Below are 15,749 nucleotides of genomic sequence, written 5' to 3' on the forward strand. Positions count from 1 at the left end.
CCGTCGTCGGTCAGCCCTTCACACACACGACCTGCTTCAGCTTCGCCACGACCTCCACGAGGTCGCGCTGCTGGTCGATGACCTGCTCGATCGGCTTGTACGCGCCCGGGATCTCGTCCACCACGCCGGAGTCCTTGCGGCACTCCACGCCCCGCGTCTGCTCCTCCAGGTCCTTGGTGGAGAAGCGGCGCTTGGCGGCGTTCCGGCTCATGCGCCGGCCGGCTCCGTGGGACGCGGAGTTGAAGGACTTGGCGTTGCCGAGGCCCTTCACGATGTACGACCCCGTACCCATGGAGCCGGGGATGATCCCGTAGTCACCGGAACCCGCGCGGATCGCGCCCTTGCGGGTCACCAGCAGGTCCATCCCGTCGTACCGCTCCTCGGCGACGTAGTTGTGGTGTGCGCTGATCTCCGGCTCGAAGACCGGCTTGGCCTTCTTGAACTCCTTGCGGACCACGTCCTTGAAGAGCGCCATCATCAGGGTGCGGTTGTACTTCGCGTACTCCTGCGCCCAGAACAGGTCGTTGCGGTACGCCGCCATCTGGGGTGTGTCCGCGACGAACACCGCGAGGTCTCGGTCGATCAGGCCCTGGTTGTGCGGGAGCTTCTGGGCGACGCCGATGTGGTGCTCGGCCAGCTCCTTGCCGATGTTGCGGGAACCGGAGTGCAGCATCAGCCACACAGAACCGGTCGTATCCGTGCACAACTCGACGAAGTGATTGCCGCTTCCCAGCGTCCCCATCTGCTTTCCGGCACGCTCGTGCCGGAACTTGACCGCTTCGGCGACTCCGTCGAACCGCGCCCAGAAGTCGTCCCACTCCGCCGTGGCCAGCCCGTGGAACCGCCCCGGCTCGAGGGGGCTGTCATGCATCCCGCGCCCCACCGGGATCGCCTGCTCGATCTTCGAGCGCAGCCGGGAGAGGTCGCCCGGAAGGTCGTTCGCCGTCAGGGACGTCTTCACCGCCGACATGCCGCAGCCGATGTCGACGCCGACCGCCGCCGGACACACGGCGCCCTGCATCGCGATCACCGAGCCGACCGTGGCGCCCTTGCCGTAGTGGACGTCCGGCATGACCGCGAGGCCCTTGATCCACGGCAGGGTCGCGACGTTGCGCAGCTGCTGGAGCGCGCCCTCCTCGACGGTCGCCGGGTCGGTCCACATCCGGATCGGCACCTTCGCGCCCGGTATCTCCACGTACGACATATCGTCCTCATTCCCCCGGAAAACATACAGAAGTCTCAAAGCGCAGAACCGGCGCCAAGGTCGGCCAAAGGGACGATCGACCGGCGTTCACGGCAGCGCGTGCGATACACATTGTCTGCAGGGGCCGCCCCCGTGCGGCAAGCGAATAACCGGCGGGGACACTGGAGTCCCGTACCCTCCCGAACCACAGCCACCCCGGCGAGAGGAGCCGCACCGTGCAGCGGAAGGCCTACGTACCCGGCGTCGCCGCCCTTCTCGCGGCGTTGCTGGCCGGCTGCACCGGCGGCTCGGAGGGCGGTGCCACGGCGGACGACTCGAACCCGGGGCAGCCCGGCGTCGCGACCGAGGCGGCCGAACCGGGCAAGTACCGCACCCTTCCGGATCCGTGTGGCGCGGTCGGCGACAAGGCGCTCGACTCCCTCCTGCCCGGCATCGAGGAGATCACCGACGAGGAGCAGCGGGAGAAGGCGTACGCGGGTGAGCCGACGCTCGCGTACGACACCGACCGCAAGGTGGGCTGCCGCTGGAAGGTGGAGTCGGCACAGGCCACCAACCACCTCTTCGTCGACTTCGAGCGGGTGGTGTCGTACGACGGTGCCGTGAGCGACGACAGCGAGGCCGAGCAGCTGTTCGCGAAGCAGGTGGAGGCGGCCGACCTGCCCGAACCGGTGGTCTCGGAGTCCGAGGACTCCGGGGAGTCCGGGGAGTCCGGGTCCGCGCCGGACTCCCCGTCGGGCGCCCCGTCCTCCGGCGAGCCGGCCTCCGGCGCGGGCGGCACCCCCTCGGCCTCCGCTTCCTCGTCCTCCTCCCCCTCCGCCTCGTCGAGCGCGTCCCCCGACGCGACGCCCGCAGAGGTCCAGCCCCGGCTCCTGGACGACCTGGGCGACGAGGCGTTCGTCGACGACGCGCTCAGCAGCTCCGGTTCGACGGCGAAGCGGCGCACCGTGACTGTGGCGTTCCGCACGTCGAACGTCATGGTGACCATCGAGTACGCCGAGCAGTCGGCGACGCTCGGCGTCGTGCCGGACAGCGAGGAAATGCAGGACAAGGCGCGGAAACTGGCGTCCCAGCTGGCGGATTCCCTGGGCGGCTGAGCCCGCCCCGGCCCTCCCCGCGCCCGCGCGAGGTGGTCCGGAACCGGGACCGCGTGATTTCCTCACCGCGTACCGTGGCCCCTCGGACCCGTTCCGAACGCAGGAACCCCCGAGTGCCATGAGTGAAGGAACCATGCAGCTACGAGCCCAGCGTGACCAGCGAGACCCGCAAGCGAAGCGAGCGAAGCGACTCACCCGCGTCCTTGTCGGCGCGGCCGCCGTACCCGTGATGCTGGTGGCGGCCGGCTGCTCCTCGGACTCCGGCTCCGGCGACGGCAAGGACAAGGCCGCGGAGGAGTCCGCGGCGTCCAAGTCCGCGAGTCCGTCCCCCACGGTGCAGGCGGCGGCGTTCCGCAAGCTTCCGGAGCCGTGCTCGGTGGTGACGAAGAAGACGCTGGACGACCTGGTGCCGAAGGGCGACTCCGGCAAGGAGGGCTCGTCCAACGACACGGCGGTGCGGGCCAGTTGCTCCTGGGACAGCCTCGACGACAACGGCGTGAAGGGCTCTCAGTTCCGCTGGCTGAGCGTGTCGATGCTGCGTTTCGAGTCGGACGTGACGCGCGGCGAGGGCGACAAGCTGGCGCATGACTACTACCAGAAGCAGCTGAAGGACGCGCAGGGCGTCGAGGGCGCGAAGAGCGTCAAGACGGCGGCGGTGAGCGGCACGGGCGACGAGGCGTCGCTGGTGCGCTACGACCTGAAGAAGAAGGAAGGCACCTTCAAGCAGCAGACGGTCGTGACACGCGTCGAGAACGTCGTCGTCACCGTCGACTACAACGGCGCGGGCCTGGCGGGCGACAAGACCCCGGACGCCGACGGCCTGGCGAAGGACGCGCAGAAGGCGGCCAAGGAGGCCGTGGCCGCGGTGACGAAGGCCAACGGCGGCGCCGACGGCGGCAAGTCGAGCGGCACGCCCAGCGGTTCGCCGTCGGCTTCGAAGTCCCCCTCCGACGCGGCCTCCCAGTCGGCCTCCGCGTCGCCCGAGAAGTCGGGCTGACGGTCTCTTCGACCCACCGGCCACCCGTTCCCCGTACACATGTGCCACTCTGTTGCGCGCAACAACAGGCACTGGGAGGGGAGTACGGGTGGCCGCGCCACTTCAGCTGACACGGGCGCATCGCGTTCTCATCGGCATGGTCGTCTTCGGCGCCGTCATCATCGCCGGGATCGGCTTCGCGGGTTCCTACGCGGCGGTGCGGGAGCTGGCCCTGCAGAAGGGCTTCGGGAACTTCAGCTACGTCTTCCCGATCGGCATCGACGCGGGCATCTGCGTACTGCTGGCCCTGGACCTGCTGCTGACCTGGATCCGCATCCCCTTCCCGCTGCTGCGGCAGACGGCGTGGCTGCTGACGGCGGCGACGATCGCGTTCAACGGCGCGGCGGCCTGGCCGGACCCGCTGGGCGTGGGCATGCACGGCGTGATCCCGATCCTGTTCGTGGTGTCGGTGGAGGCCGCCCGGCACGCGATCGGCCGGATCGCCGACATCACCGCCGACAAGCACATGGAGGGCGTCCGCCTCACCCGCTGGCTGCTGTCGCCGGTGCCGACGTTCCTGCTGTGGCGCCGCATGAAGCTGTGGGAGCTGCGCTCCTACGAGCAGGTGATCAAGCTGGAGCAGGAGCGGCTGGTCTACCAGGCCCGGCTGCGTTCCCGCTTCGGCCGCGCGTGGCGGCGCAAGGCCCCCGTGGAGTCCCTGATGCCGCTGCGGCTGGCCCGCTACGGCGTTCCGCTGGCGCAGACGGCCCCCTCCGGGCTGGCGGCCGCGGGCATCGAACCGGCCCTGCTCCCGCCGGCGCCCGAGTCGGAGGCGGTCGCGGACGGTCGTGCCGCCGACGCGGCGCAGGTGGGTGCCGGGGCACCGCACGCCGAGCAGCGGCCGGAGCTCGAAGCCCGGCAGCGGCAGGCCGGACCGCAGCCCGCCGAACAGCAGCCCCCCGAGGAGCAACCCGTCCCGGACGACCCCGAGCAGAGCCCCTGGTTCAACACCCGCCAGGTCGCCTACCAGGGCGGTTACGACCCCACGTACGACCCGGCCGAGCAGTACGCCCAGTGGTACGAGGAGCAGCAGCGGGCCGACCAGTACCGGGACCAGTACGAGGAGGAGCCGCCGCTCCAGGAGCCCTCGCCGGAGGAGACGGGCAGCTTCCCGATCCCGGTCGCTCCGGGCCGCACCCGCGAGCTGGGTGAGGGCGGTGGCACGGCCGAGCCGGCACCGACGGAGGAGGACTACTACACGGTCTTCCGGAAGTCGATCGACGGCAGCTACCCCACGCTCGCCCAGTTCCGCAACGACGTGGAGGCGACCTTCGGAGTGCCGCTGGCTCCGCGCGAGGCCGATCGCATGGTGAAGGCGTTCACCGAGCGCCACATGCGCGAGCTTCAGGAGGAGCACATCGCCTGACGGCGACCACGGCGAGGACGGCCCGTACGGCGAAGGGGGCACCCGGCGAGTACCGGGCGCCCCCTTCGCCGTAGGACCGGCGGCCGGGCCTACCCCCCGAGCAGGGTCCGCACCCGGTCCTGCCCCACCGCGAGCAGCAGCGTGGGCAGGCGCGGGCCGGTGTCGCGGCCGACGAGCAGGTGGTAGAGCAGGGCGAAGAAGGTCCGCTGGGCGGTCTTGATCTCCGGCGGCAGCTCCTTGGGCGTGGCGTCGGCGGGGAAGCCCGCCTGGACCTTGGGGACGCCGTAGACGTGGTGGGTGAGGCCGTCCAGGGACCAGTGGTCGGCCAGCCCGTCGAGCAGCAGCCGCAGCGACTGCCGGCTCTGCTCGTCGAGGGACTTGAGCAGTTCGGCGTCGGGCTCCTGGCGGACGATGGTGCGCTGGTCGGCGGGGACGTGGGTGTTGATCCACGCCTCGGCCTTGTCGTAGCGCGGCCGGGCCTCGTCCAGCGAGGCGATCGGGTTCGCCGGGTCCAGCTCGCCGAGGATGCGCAGCGCCTGGTCCTCGTGGCCGGCGGTGATGTCGGCCACGGAGGCGAGCGTGCGGTACGGCAGCGGCCTGGGCGTGCGCGGCAGCTCGCCGGCGGCCGTGCGGACGGCGCGGGAGTGCGCGGCGGCGTCGGCGGGGAGGGCCGAGCCGTCGGCGACCTTGGCGTCGAGGCGGTCCCACTCGTCGTAGAGCCGCTGGATCTCCTGGTCGAAGGCGATCTTGAAGGACTGGTTGGGGCGGCGGCGGGCGTACAGCCAGCGCAGCAGCTGCGGCTCCATGATCCGGAGCGCGTCGGCCGGGGTGGGCACCCCGCCCTTGGAGGAGGACATCTTCGCCATGCCGCTGATGCCGACGAAGGCGTACATCGGCCCGATCGGCTGCTTGCCGCCGAAGATGCCGACGATCTGCCCGCCGACCTGGAACGACGACCCCGGCGACGAGTGGTCCACGCCGCTGGGCTCGAAGACCACGCCCTCGTAGGCCCAGCGCATCGGCCAGTCGACCTTCCAGACCAGCTTGCCGCGGTTGAACTCGCTCAGCCGCACCGTCTCCGAGAAGCCGCAGGCGGTGCAGGCGTAGGTCAGCTCGGTCGAGTCGTCGTCGTACGCGGTGACCGTCGTCAGGTCCTTCTCGCAGTTGCCGCAGTACGGCTTGTACGGGAAGTACCCGGCGGAGCCGGAGCTGCCGTCGTCCTCGGCGGCGGCGCCGGAGCCCTCGGCGGCCTCCAGCTCGGCCTCGTCGACGGGCTTCTGCGACTTCTGCGGCTTCTTCGCGGGCGCCTTCTTCGTCCGGTACTGGTCGAGGATGGCGTCGATGTCCCGCCGGTGCTTCATGGCGTGCAGGATCTGCTCGCGGTAGACGCCCGAGGTGTACTGCTCGGTCTGGCTGATGCCGTCGAACTCCACGCCCAGCTCGGCGAGGGAGGCGGTCATCGCGGCCTTGAAGTGCTCGGCCCAGTTCGGGTAGGAGGAGCCCTTCGGGGCGGGGACCGAGGTCAGGGGCTTGCCGATGTGCTCCGCCCAGGACTCGTCGACGCCGGGGACACCGGCCGGCACCTTGCGGTAGCGGTCGTAGTCGTCCCAGGAGATCAGGTGCCGGACCTGGTGGCCGCGCCGGCGGACCTCGTCGGCGACGAGGTGGGGGGTCATGACCTCGCGGAGGTTGCCCAGGTGGATCGGGCCGGAGGGCGACAGCCCGGACGCGACGACCACAGGTTTGCCCGGGGCCCGACGCTCCGACTCCTCGATGACCTCATCCGCGAAACGGGAGACCCAGTCGGTGGTCTCGGTGCTCTGAGCCACGATCGGCACGTCCTCTTTCCTGGAACTTCCCCCCGGAACCGCTCCGGGGACAGCCGGTACGGTCGCACGGCTGACCGCTCCATTCTCCCAGCCCGGCCCGCATCCGCGAAAACCGCTTTTCACCGCATGGGATACTCGGTTTCTGTACTACTTCCACGAACCCGAGCAGAACGGCAGCCACTCCATGGCCTCGGTCACGTCCCTCACCGACTCCGTCCAGCAGCAGCTCGCGTCCGCCCTCACGGCCACCCGGCCGGAGGCCGCCGGCGCAGACCCGCTGCTGCGACGCAGTGACCGGGCGGACTACCAGGCCAACGGCATCCTCGCGCTGGCCAAGAAGGCGAAGGCCAACCCGCGGGAGCTGGCGACCGAGGTCGTCGCCCACATCACCACCGGCGACGAGCTGATCAAGGACGTCGAGGTCTCGGGCCCCGGCTTCCTCAACATCACGGTCGCCGACCGGGCGATCACCGAGAACCTCGCCGCGCGCCTCGCGGACGGCGAGCGCCTCGGCGTGCCCCCGAAGGCGGACGCGGGCGTCACGGTCGTCGACTACGCCCAGCCGAACGTGGCGAAGGAGATGCACGTCGGCCACCTGCGCTCGGCGGTGATCGGCGACGCCCTGCGCGCCATGCTCGACTTCACCGGCGAGAAGACGATCGGCCGGCACCACATCGGCGACTGGGGCACCCAGTTCGGCATGCTCATCCAGTACCTGTTCGAGCACCCCGGCGAGCTGGCCCCGGCCGGCGACGTCGACGGCGAGCAGGCCATGTCGAACCTGAACCGGGTGTACAAGGCCTCGCGCGCGGTCTTCGACGCGGACGAGGAGTTCAAGGAGCGGGCCCGCAAGCGGGTCGTCGCCCTGCAGTCCGGCGACAAGGAGACGCTGGAGCTGTGGCAGCAGTTCGTGGACGAGTCGAAGGTCTACTTCTACTCCGTCTTCGACAAGCTCGACATGGAGATCCGCGACGAGGAGATCGTCGGCGAGTCCGCGTACAACGAGGGCATGCCGGAGACCGCCCGCCTCCTGGAGGAGATGGGCGTCGCGGTGCGCTCCGAGGGCGCGCTCGTGGTGTTCTTCGACGAGATCCGCGGCAAGGACGACCAGCCGGTCCCGCTGATCGTGCAGAAGGCCGACGGCGGCTTCGGCTACGCGGCCTCCGACCTGACGGCGATCCGCAACCGGGTCACCGACCTGCACGCCAGCACGCTGCTGTACGTCGTGGACGTGCGCCAGTCGCTGCACTTCAAGATGGTCTTCGAGGCGGCCCGCCGGGCCGGCTGGCTGAACGACGACGTCACCGCGCACAACATGGCCTACGGCACGGTGCTCGGCGCCGACGGCAAGCCCTTCAAGACGCGTGCGGGCGAAACCGTGCGCCTGGAGGACCTGCTGGACGAGGCCGTGCAGCGGGCCGCCGAGGTCGTGCGGGAGAAGGCGCGGGACCTCACCGAGGAGGAGATCCGGGAGCGGGCCGCGCAGGTCGGCATCGGCGCCGTGAAGTACGCGGACCTGTCGACCTCGCCCAGCCGCGACTACAAGTTCGACCTGGACCAGATGGTCTCGCTCAACGGCGACACCAGCGTCTACCTCCAGTACGCCTACGCCCGGATCCGGTCCATCCTCCGCAAGGCCGGCGAGGTCCGCCCCGCCGCCCACCCGGAGCTGGAGCTGCACGAGGCGGAGCGCGCGCTGGGCCTGCACCTGGACGCGTTCGGGGACACGGTCTTCGAGGCGGCCGCGGAGTACGCCCCGCACAAGCTGGCGGCGTACCTGTACCAGCTGGCGTCGCTGTACACGACGTTCTACGACAAGTGCCCGGTCCTGAAGGCCGAGACTCCGGCGCAGGTCGAGAACCGCCTGTTCCTGTGCGACCTCACGGCCCGCACCCTGCACCGGGGCATGTCCCTGCTGGGCATCCGGACGCCCGAGCGGCTCTGAGCCCGAGGTGGGGGCGGGGCTCGGTTCCCGTCCTCACCGCAGCAGCGTCAGCCCCTCCGGGGCGTCGATGCCGAACTCCTCCGCCAGCACCCGGCGGGCCTGCGCCTCGTCGGACAGCTTCCGTTCGGTGACCGTGCCGTCGCCGGTGCGCGTCACGGTGAGGCGGTCGCCGTCCAGGAGCAGATGGGCGTCCGGGGTGAGGCGCTGCACGTAGGGGCGCCGGGAGAACGGCGAGCGCGGGTTGGTGGCGATGTGCCAGTTGATCACCTCGTAGTCGGACGGCTCGAACGGCTCCACGGTGAAGGCGTACTGCCCCTCCCAGCCGCCCGCGGCGCAGGCCTGGAGCACCCACGTCTCCAGCGGCCCCCGCTGCGGTGCGTGCACCAGCCGGTGCCGGCGTCCGGCGTCGTGGAACTCGGTGTCCGCGACCAGCGGCACCGGTTCCAGCAGGGAGCCGAGGGCGCCGAAGCCGACGTCGGCCAGGTACGGCCGCGGGTCGCCGGGCAGCTCGGCGAGGAGGGCCATGTGGGTGCGCGGGCGGTCCTCGAAACGGTCCGCGCCGACGACGACCCGCGCGGTCAGCCGGGTCACCAGGACGCCGAGCGCCTCCAGGGCCGCCGCGAAGAGGGTGTTGTGCTCGTAGCAGTACCCGCCGCGCCGGCGGCCGTGCACCAGCTTGGCCGTCAGGTCGGCGAGGTCGAGGGAGGGGGCCCGGCCGCCCAGCGCGTCGAGGTTCTCGAACGGGATGGCCCTCAGGTGGGCGAGTTGCACGCCGCGGAGTGTGGCCGCGTCGGGGCGCCGCCCGCCCGCCCAGCCGATGCGTTCGAGGTAGGCGTCCAGGGAGAAGGGTGTCGTCGTCCGGGCACTGTCAGACATGGCATCACCGTACGTGCGGCGACGACACCCCCGCCTCCGCCCTTGGTCCTAGACCTCCGGACGCGCCTCGGCCAGCCCCTCTCCCAGCCGCCGCAGCCCCTCCGCGATCTCGTCCGGCGTCTGGGTGACGAAGCAGAGCCGCAGCGTGGCGCGGTCGGGCTCGTCGGCGTAGAAGGGGGCGCCGGGGACGTACGCCACGTCGTGCCGGACGACCTCGGGAAGCAGGGCCGTGGTGTCGTACGCGTCCGGCAGCCGGACCCACAGGAACATGCCTCCCTCGGGGCGGGTCCACGTGGCGCCCGCCGGGAGCGCGTCCGGGAGGCCCGCGAGCATGGCGTCCCGGCGTGCGCCGTAGGCGGCGGCGACGCGGGCGACGTGGGCGTCCAGGTCCCGGTCGGCGAGGTAGCGGGCGGCGGCGAGCTGGTTGACGGTGGGGGTGTGCAGGTCGGCGGCCTGCTTGGCGACCGCGCAGGCCCGGCGCAGTGCGGCGGGTGCCCGCAGCCAGCCCAGCCGCAGACCGGGCGCCATGACCTTGGAGAAGGAGCCCAGCAGCACGGTCCGGTCCCGGGCACCCTCGTAGGAGGCGATCCACGGCACCCGCTCGCCCTCGAAGCGCAGTTCGCCGTACGGGTCGTCCTCGACGATCCACAGGCCGCACCGCCCGGCGACCTCGGCGACGGCGGCGCGGCGGGCGGCGGGCATGGTGCGGCCGGTGGGGTTGGAGAAGGTGGGGACCGTGTAGAGCAGCTTGGGACGCTCGCGCACCACCAGCTCCTCCAGCGCCCGGGGATCGATGCCGTCCTCGTCCCCGGGGACGGGCACCACCCGGGCGCCCGCGAAGCCGAAGGCCTGGAGCGCGGCGAGGTAGCAGGGGCGCTCGACCAGGACGGTGTCGCCGGGTTCGAGCAGGGCGGTGGCGAGGAGCGACAGGGCCTGCTGGGAGCCGGTGGTGACGAGGATGTCGTCGGCGTCCGTGGCCAGTCCGCGTGCCGAGGTGCGGGCGGCGAGCGCGGCCCGCAGGCCGGGCTCGCCCTCGGTCGTGGAGTACTGGAGGGCGCGGGCGGGCTGCTCCGCGAGAACGTCCCGGTACGCGGCGGCGATGCCGTCGGCGTCGAAGAGTGCGGGGGCCGGCAGCCCGCCCGCGAAGTTGATCACCTCGGGGCGGGCGGTGACGGCGAGGATGTCCCGTACGGGCGAACCGCCGATCGCCCGGGCCCGCGCGGCCAGCGGCGGCGTCGGAGCGGTCACGGTGGCGGTGGCGGCGGGCGCGTTCTCAGTCACGGTCATGCGCGCAGCGTAAAGAAGTACGTGCCGTCTACAAGCGCCTTTCCGCGATCCGGACACCCGTGCGACGCGACACACGGCAGCCGGGGCGTCAGGACTTGGCGCCCAGCCCGCCGTACACGTTGATGTCCGCGTCCGTGACGTCGTTGATGTCGCTGTACCGGACCTTCTCGATGTCGTCGAGCCCGGCGAGGTACGACTCCTCCGGCTGCTCGGGCACCGGCGCCGCGTGGTCCGGTCGCCAGTGGTGCACCGGCACGACCCCCGGCTCGGCGATCTCGAGACCGGACTCGGTGAAGAAGCGGCCGACGTCGTCGCGGGAGCGCAGCACGAAGGTGAACCCCCGCTCCGTGTACGTCCGCTGCACCGCGCGGATGTTCTCCGGGTTGAGGTCCTCCGTGAGGTGGCTGAGCACGAGCCGGCTCCCGGCGGGCAGCGCGTCGACCAGTTCGCGGACGATCGGGTAGGCCTCGGCGTCCTCCACGAAGTGCAGGACGGCGACGAGGCAGAGCGCCACGGGCCGGTCGAAGTCGAGGGTCTCGGCAGCCTGTTCGAGGATCCGCGCCGGGCTTTTCAGGTCGGCGTCGATGTAGTCCGTACGCCCTTCGGGACCGCTGGTGAGCAGGGCGCGGGCGTGGGCGAGGACGACCGGGTCGTTGTCGACGTAGACGACCCGCGACTCGGGGGCGATGCGCTGGGCGATCTGGTGCACGTTCTCGGCGGTCGGCAGCCCCGTGCCGATGTCGAGGAACTGCCGGATGCCGTCCTCGCGGGCGAGCGCGGTCACCGCCCGCCGAAGGAAGTCCCGGTTGTGCCGTACGTCGAGATAGCCGCGCGGGTTGGCGGCGAGGCCGGCGGCGGCCGCGTCGAGGTCGGCGGGGTAGTGGTCCTTGCCGCCGAGGAAGACGTCGTAGACGCGCGCCGGATGCGCCTTGCTGCTGTCGATCCTCCTCCGCAGCTCCGCGGGGTCCTGGCTGAGGGCGTCACCGGGCACGGGTGTCCCACCTTTCGCATGTCGCCTGACGAAGCGAACGTCCGATGGTCAACAACCTATCCCCCGACCGGACTTGCCGCGCCCGGCACGCCTCACTCGCCCTCGACCAGCTCCCAGCCGCCGTCGCCGCCGAGCGGGTACGCGTAGTAGGAGGCGTCCCGGGAGGCACTGGTGCGGAACGGCCGCCCGTGGTCGTCGACGCGCGTGACCCCGTGCCGGCCGCCGCTGGACCACTCCAGCTCCAGGTACCAGCGCACGTCCTGCCCGCCGGTGTGCGCGGTGACGTGGAAGACCTCCGCGTCGGACTCGCTGACGCTGTACGGGAAGTCCCGCTGGCCCCCGATGGGCGTCGCGGTCGGGGTGCCCAGGTCGAGCGAGACGTCGAAGGACTTGGTGTCCACCTCGCCGCCGCAGCCGTTGCCCATCACGTACTGGTTCCAGTCCAGCGCCGGCCCGCTGCTCACCACCCGGACGTGCAGGTCCTGCAGGATCACCGTCTCCTGACCGGTGCCCTGCACGGTGAGGACGACCTCCTGCCGGTTCGCGGAGACCGCCTTGAGGGGTTCCGCCCAGCCGACGGCGCCCTGCTGCGGTGGCGGCTTCGGCACGTTCTCCGGGCTGCGGTCGACCAGGAAGGCGTGGTCGCAGGGCAGGTACCAGTAGTAGGGGTTGGTCGACACGGTGAAGGGGGTCCCGGTGGACGGCGCCCGACGGCTCGGTGCGGCGGCGCCCGTCCGCGTCGGCGACCCCGAGGGGGGCCGGGACGGGGAGCTGGAGACGGACGGCGAGGGCGACGTGGAGGGGCTCGCGCTCGGGGACGCCGTCGCGGTGGCGGACGACGACGCGGAGGAGTGCGCGACGGCCCCGGCGGGGCGGCGGTGTCCTTCGGTGCCGTCCGGGGACGACACGAGGTTGGCCACGAGCGCCACGGCGGCACTGACGGCGACGACACCGGTCGCGGCGTAGAGCGCGGCACGCGGGACGCGACGGCGGGGCGGAGCGGCCGGGACGGGCACGGCCGGGGTGCTGTCCGCGACCGCGGGCTCCGCACTCTCGGCAGTCCCGGGGCCCTCGGAACCTGCGGAGCCCGCGGTGCCCTCGGAGTTCCCGGGGCCCTGGGGGCCTTCCGAGTCCTCGGGCCTCTCGGCCCCCTTGCCGGCCTCGGAGCCCCCGGAGCCCTCAGAGTCCTTGGCACCCCCTGCGCCCGGGCCGCCGTCCCCGCCCTCGGTCTCCTCCTTCTTCACGCCCCGCAGCGCGTCCGCGCGGATCCAGCGGCGGTGGAGTTCGAGCAGTTCCTCGGGTGTCGCCCGGCACACCCGGGCGAGGCGTTCGACGGGCGCGAACTCGACCGGGACCACCTCCCCGCTGACGTACCTGTGCAGGGTCGAGCCGCTCATGTGCAGCCGCTTGCCGAGTGCCCCGTAGCTGAGTCCGGACCGCTCCTTCAGCTCCCGAAGCAGTCCCGCGAAGTCGTCCCCCGCCACCGTTCCTCCCTCTCCTCGCATCCCCGTACCGCATCCCAGAGGGACCCCGTTCCCGCAGGTCAGGGCGTTCCCGGTGTCCCACCGTCCCGCATCTTCCCCCGTCGCTGGCGGCCGGGACGAGCACGACCGCAAGCTGTGGTCATCAAAGCAGCCGCTCCCGCCGAACGGTCGAGCGGCTCGCCCCAACTCCCACGGTCGAAGGAGAACTTCCATGTCCGCACGCCGCATCACCCGTACCCGCCTGTTCGCCGCCACCACGGTCGCGCTGGCCGCGCTCTCCCTGACGGCCTGCGAGGGCGACGAACTCACGGGCTCCCCGGCGCCCGAGTCCTCCGCCTCCGCGTCGGCGGACGGCAACAGCGCCCGGCCGGCGGGCGGCGCGAAGGAGGACGCGGGTGACACCGGCTCGGCCGGCTCCACGGGCTCGGCCGGCTCCACGGGCTCCTCGGGCTCGGCCGGCTCCACGGGGTCCACGGGCTCGGCCGGCTCCGCCGGAAACGACAAGGCGTCGGGTTCCGGCACCGGAGCCGACAACGCCTCCGACGGCTCCGGCTCGGAAGCCCCCGGCGCGTGCTCCGCGGCCGACGTCCGCATCACCGCGGCGAACGCTCCCCGCCCGATCAACCACCTGCTGCTGACCGCTACGAACACCGGCTCGAAGACGTGCGCGCTGCCGCCGTACCCGGCGGCGCGGTTCGGCGAGGCCCAGGCGGTGCCGCCCGTCGCCGAGTCCAGCAAGCCGCAGTCGCTGACCACGCTGGCCCCCGGCGAGTCCGGCTACGCCGGGGTGCGCCTGTCGTCGGGCGACGGCAGCGGCGGGAACGGGTACGAGACGACCGCCCTCACCATCCCCTTCGAGGACGGCTCCATCGCCCGGGTCAAGCTCCCGTCGGGCGGCGTGTACGTCGACACCGCGCTGACGGTGACGTACTGGCAGACCAGCGCGTCCAACGCCCTCGAGTACTGAAGGGGTGAGCGCACCGGCTCGCCCTGCCGGAAGGGCCGGCACAGGTCGCTCAGCGCAGCGTGCGGGCGACCTCGGTCGCCCAGTACGTCAGGATGTTGCGCGCGCCCGCCCGCTTGATCCCGGTGAGGGACTCCAGGATGGCCCGGTCGCGGTCGATCCAGCCCTTCTCGGCGGCGGCCTCGATCATCGAGTACTCGCCGGAGATCTGGTAGGCGGCGACGGGCACGTCGGAGGCCTCGGCGACCTTGGCGAGGATGTCGAGGTAGGGCCCGGCCGGCTTGACCATCACCATGTCGGCCCCCTCCTCCAGGTCCAGCGCCAGCTCGCGCATCGCGTCGCGCGCGTTGGCGGCGTCCTGCTGGTAGGTCTTCCGGTCGCCCTTGAGCGACGACCCGACGGCCTCGCGGAAGGGCCCGTAGAACGCGGAGGTGTACTTGGCGGTGTACGCGAGGATCGCGACGTCCTCCCGACCGATCTGGTCGAGGGCATCACGGATGACCCCGATCTGCCCGTCCATCATCCCGCTGGGCCCGACGACGTGGGCGCCCGCGTCCGCCTGGACCTGCGCCATCTCGGCGTACCGCTCGAGCGTGGCGTCGTTGTCGACCCGCCCCTGGTCGTCCAGCACCCCGCAGTGCCCGTGGTCGGTGAACTCGTCAAGACAGAGGTCGGACATGACGAGCAGCTCGTCCCCGACCTCGGCCCGTACGTCACGCAGCGCGACCTGGAGAATTCCGTCGGGATCGGTCCCGGTCGTCCCGACGGCGTCCTTCTTCTCCTCCTCCGGCACCCCGAAGAGCATGATCCCGGAGATCCCGGCCTCGACCGCCTCCACGGCGGCCTTCTTCAGCGTGTCCCGGGTGTGCTGCACGACACCGGGCATCGCCGCGATCGGCACCGGCTCGCCCACGCCCTCGCGGACGAAGGCGGGAAGGATGAAGTCGGCGGGGTGCAGCCGGGTCTCGGCGACCATCCGACGCATCACGGGGGTGGTCCGCAGCCGCCGGGGCCGGGCGCCGGGAAAGGATCCGTACGTCGTCATACCACCTACGCTACGCCCGCCCCACCCGTGCCTTTGCCGACGGTGAGTCGGCCCGCGCCGGCCCCGGGCGACCGCTTGACCTCAACCAGACTTCAGTTTCTACGGTCGGCGCCATGGACTACTCGCACACCGACGCCGAACTGATCCGCCAGCCCGTCGGCTACTGGAGCTGGGCGGCGTACAAGGCCGTCGTCACCCGGACCCGGGCGGCCCTCGCCGGACTCGGCACGACCCAGCCCCAGTGGTGGGTACTCGCCCAGGTCGCCCGTGCCGGCACCCCGAGGACCCGCGCCGAGGTCTCCGGCCTCCTGCGGGACTACCTCGACACGGGTCCGGAGGCGATGGAGTCGGAGATCGACGCGACGATCACAGCGGGCTGGATCGCCCAGACCGCCCCCGACGACCGGCTCTCCCTGACTCCGGAGGGCAGGACGTTCTTCGAGAGGGCCGCCGCCGTCCAGGACGACCTGTGGAAGGAACGCCACGCCGGAATCTCCGACGAGGAGTACCTGACCACGTTGCAGGTGCTCCAGCGCTTCATCCGCAACACGGGCGGCCGGGCCTGGCACCACTAGGGCCCCTGCGGCCCGGACCTGTCCGATTCCTTCAAGAGAACGGCGACGACGAC

The 15,749-nt window shown here is 71.8% G+C and carries 13 protein-coding genes; 6 read left to right on the forward strand and 7 right to left on the reverse strand.

Features of this window, described 5'->3' with window-relative positions:
- Positions 1–10: 10 nt before the first annotated feature.
- The gene (locus NI25_RS16730) at positions 11–1,204 is read right to left on the reverse strand and encodes an RtcB family protein (protein WP_061443220.1); all 1,194 of its coding nucleotides are present in this window, start codon (positions 1,202–1,204) and stop codon (positions 11–13) included.
- Between the two features lie 215 nt (positions 1,205–1,419).
- On the opposite strand from NI25_RS16730, the gene NI25_RS16735 reads away from it, so the two are divergent.
- The 3 genes from NI25_RS16735 to NI25_RS16745 all read left to right on the forward strand — a co-directional run bounded on the left by NI25_RS16735 (position 1,420) and on the right by NI25_RS16745 (position 4,700).
- Positions 1,420–2,298, forward strand: a complete 879-nt coding sequence (locus NI25_RS16735; protein WP_061443221.1) for a hypothetical protein — start codon at positions 1,420–1,422, stop codon at positions 2,296–2,298.
- 133 nt (positions 2,299–2,431) lie between these two features.
- Positions 2,432–3,295 (forward strand): DUF3558 family protein, encoded by an 864-nt coding sequence (locus tag NI25_RS16740; RefSeq protein ID WP_078884640.1) that lies wholly within the window; start codon positions 2,432–2,434, stop codon positions 3,293–3,295.
- Positions 3,296–3,383: 88 nt separating this feature from the next.
- Positions 3,384–4,700: a DUF2637 domain-containing protein gene (locus tag NI25_RS16745; protein WP_061443223.1), complete on the forward strand. Its 1,317-nt coding sequence runs from the start codon at positions 3,384–3,386 to the stop codon at positions 4,698–4,700.
- An 89-nt stretch (positions 4,701–4,789) separates the two neighbouring features.
- Here NI25_RS16745 and lysS read toward each other — a convergent pair whose 3' ends face one another.
- Positions 4,790–6,538 (reverse strand): lysine--tRNA ligase, encoded by a 1,749-nt coding sequence (gene lysS, locus NI25_RS16750; RefSeq protein WP_061443224.1) that lies wholly within the window; start codon positions 6,536–6,538, stop codon positions 4,790–4,792.
- 175 nt (positions 6,539–6,713) lie between these two features.
- Here lysS and argS point away from each other — a divergent pair, with 175 nt between their 5' ends.
- Positions 6,714–8,474 carry an arginine--tRNA ligase gene (argS, locus tag NI25_RS16755; RefSeq protein ID WP_061443225.1) on the forward strand — a complete coding sequence of 587 codons (1,761 nt, stop codon included), beginning with the start codon at positions 6,714–6,716 and terminating at the stop codon, positions 8,472–8,474.
- Between the two features lie 33 nt (positions 8,475–8,507).
- Here the strand turns inward: argS and NI25_RS16760 are convergent, their stop codons facing one another.
- The 4 genes from NI25_RS16760 to NI25_RS16775 all read right to left on the reverse strand — a co-directional run bounded on the left by NI25_RS16760 (position 8,508) and on the right by NI25_RS16775 (position 13,112).
- On the reverse strand, positions 8,508–9,350 hold the full coding sequence (locus NI25_RS16760) for an arylamine N-acetyltransferase family protein (RefSeq protein ID WP_061443226.1): 843 nt from the start codon (positions 9,348–9,350) through the stop codon (positions 8,508–8,510).
- Between the two features lie 48 nt (positions 9,351–9,398).
- Positions 9,399–10,637, reverse strand: coding sequence for a PLP-dependent aminotransferase family protein (locus NI25_RS16765; protein ID WP_061443227.1), 1,239 nt, complete (start codon positions 10,635–10,637; stop codon positions 9,399–9,401).
- Positions 10,638–10,725: 88 nt separating this feature from the next.
- Positions 10,726–11,628 carry an SAM-dependent methyltransferase gene (locus NI25_RS16770; RefSeq protein ID WP_061443228.1) on the reverse strand — a complete coding sequence of 301 codons (903 nt, stop codon included), beginning with the start codon at positions 11,626–11,628 and terminating at the stop codon, positions 10,726–10,728.
- A 92-nt stretch (positions 11,629–11,720) separates the two neighbouring features.
- Entirely contained in the window at positions 11,721–13,112 is a 1,392-nt protein-coding gene (locus NI25_RS16775) for a helix-turn-helix domain-containing protein (RefSeq protein WP_061443229.1), read from the reverse strand.
- Between the two features lie 211 nt (positions 13,113–13,323).
- Here NI25_RS16775 and NI25_RS16780 point away from each other — a divergent pair, with 211 nt between their 5' ends.
- Complete coding sequence (locus tag NI25_RS16780) at positions 13,324–14,079, forward strand: DUF4232 domain-containing protein (RefSeq protein ID WP_061443230.1); 756 nt, start codon at positions 13,324–13,326, stop codon at positions 14,077–14,079.
- A 49-nt stretch (positions 14,080–14,128) separates the two neighbouring features.
- Here the strand turns inward: NI25_RS16780 and hemB are convergent, their stop codons facing one another.
- On the reverse strand, positions 14,129–15,121 hold the full coding sequence (hemB, locus tag NI25_RS16785; RefSeq protein WP_061443231.1) for a porphobilinogen synthase: 993 nt from the start codon (positions 15,119–15,121) through the stop codon (positions 14,129–14,131).
- Between the two features lie 113 nt (positions 15,122–15,234).
- On the opposite strand from hemB, the gene NI25_RS16790 reads away from it, so the two are divergent.
- Positions 15,235–15,696 carry a MarR family winged helix-turn-helix transcriptional regulator gene (locus NI25_RS16790; protein ID WP_061443232.1) on the forward strand — a complete coding sequence of 154 codons (462 nt, stop codon included), beginning with the start codon at positions 15,235–15,237 and terminating at the stop codon, positions 15,694–15,696.
- Positions 15,697–15,749 lie beyond the last annotated feature (53 nt).

Source organism: Streptomyces sp. CCM_MD2014, from assembly GCF_000772045.1.
Classification (GTDB): domain Bacteria; phylum Actinomycetota; class Actinomycetes; order Streptomycetales; family Streptomycetaceae; genus Streptomyces; species Streptomyces salinarius.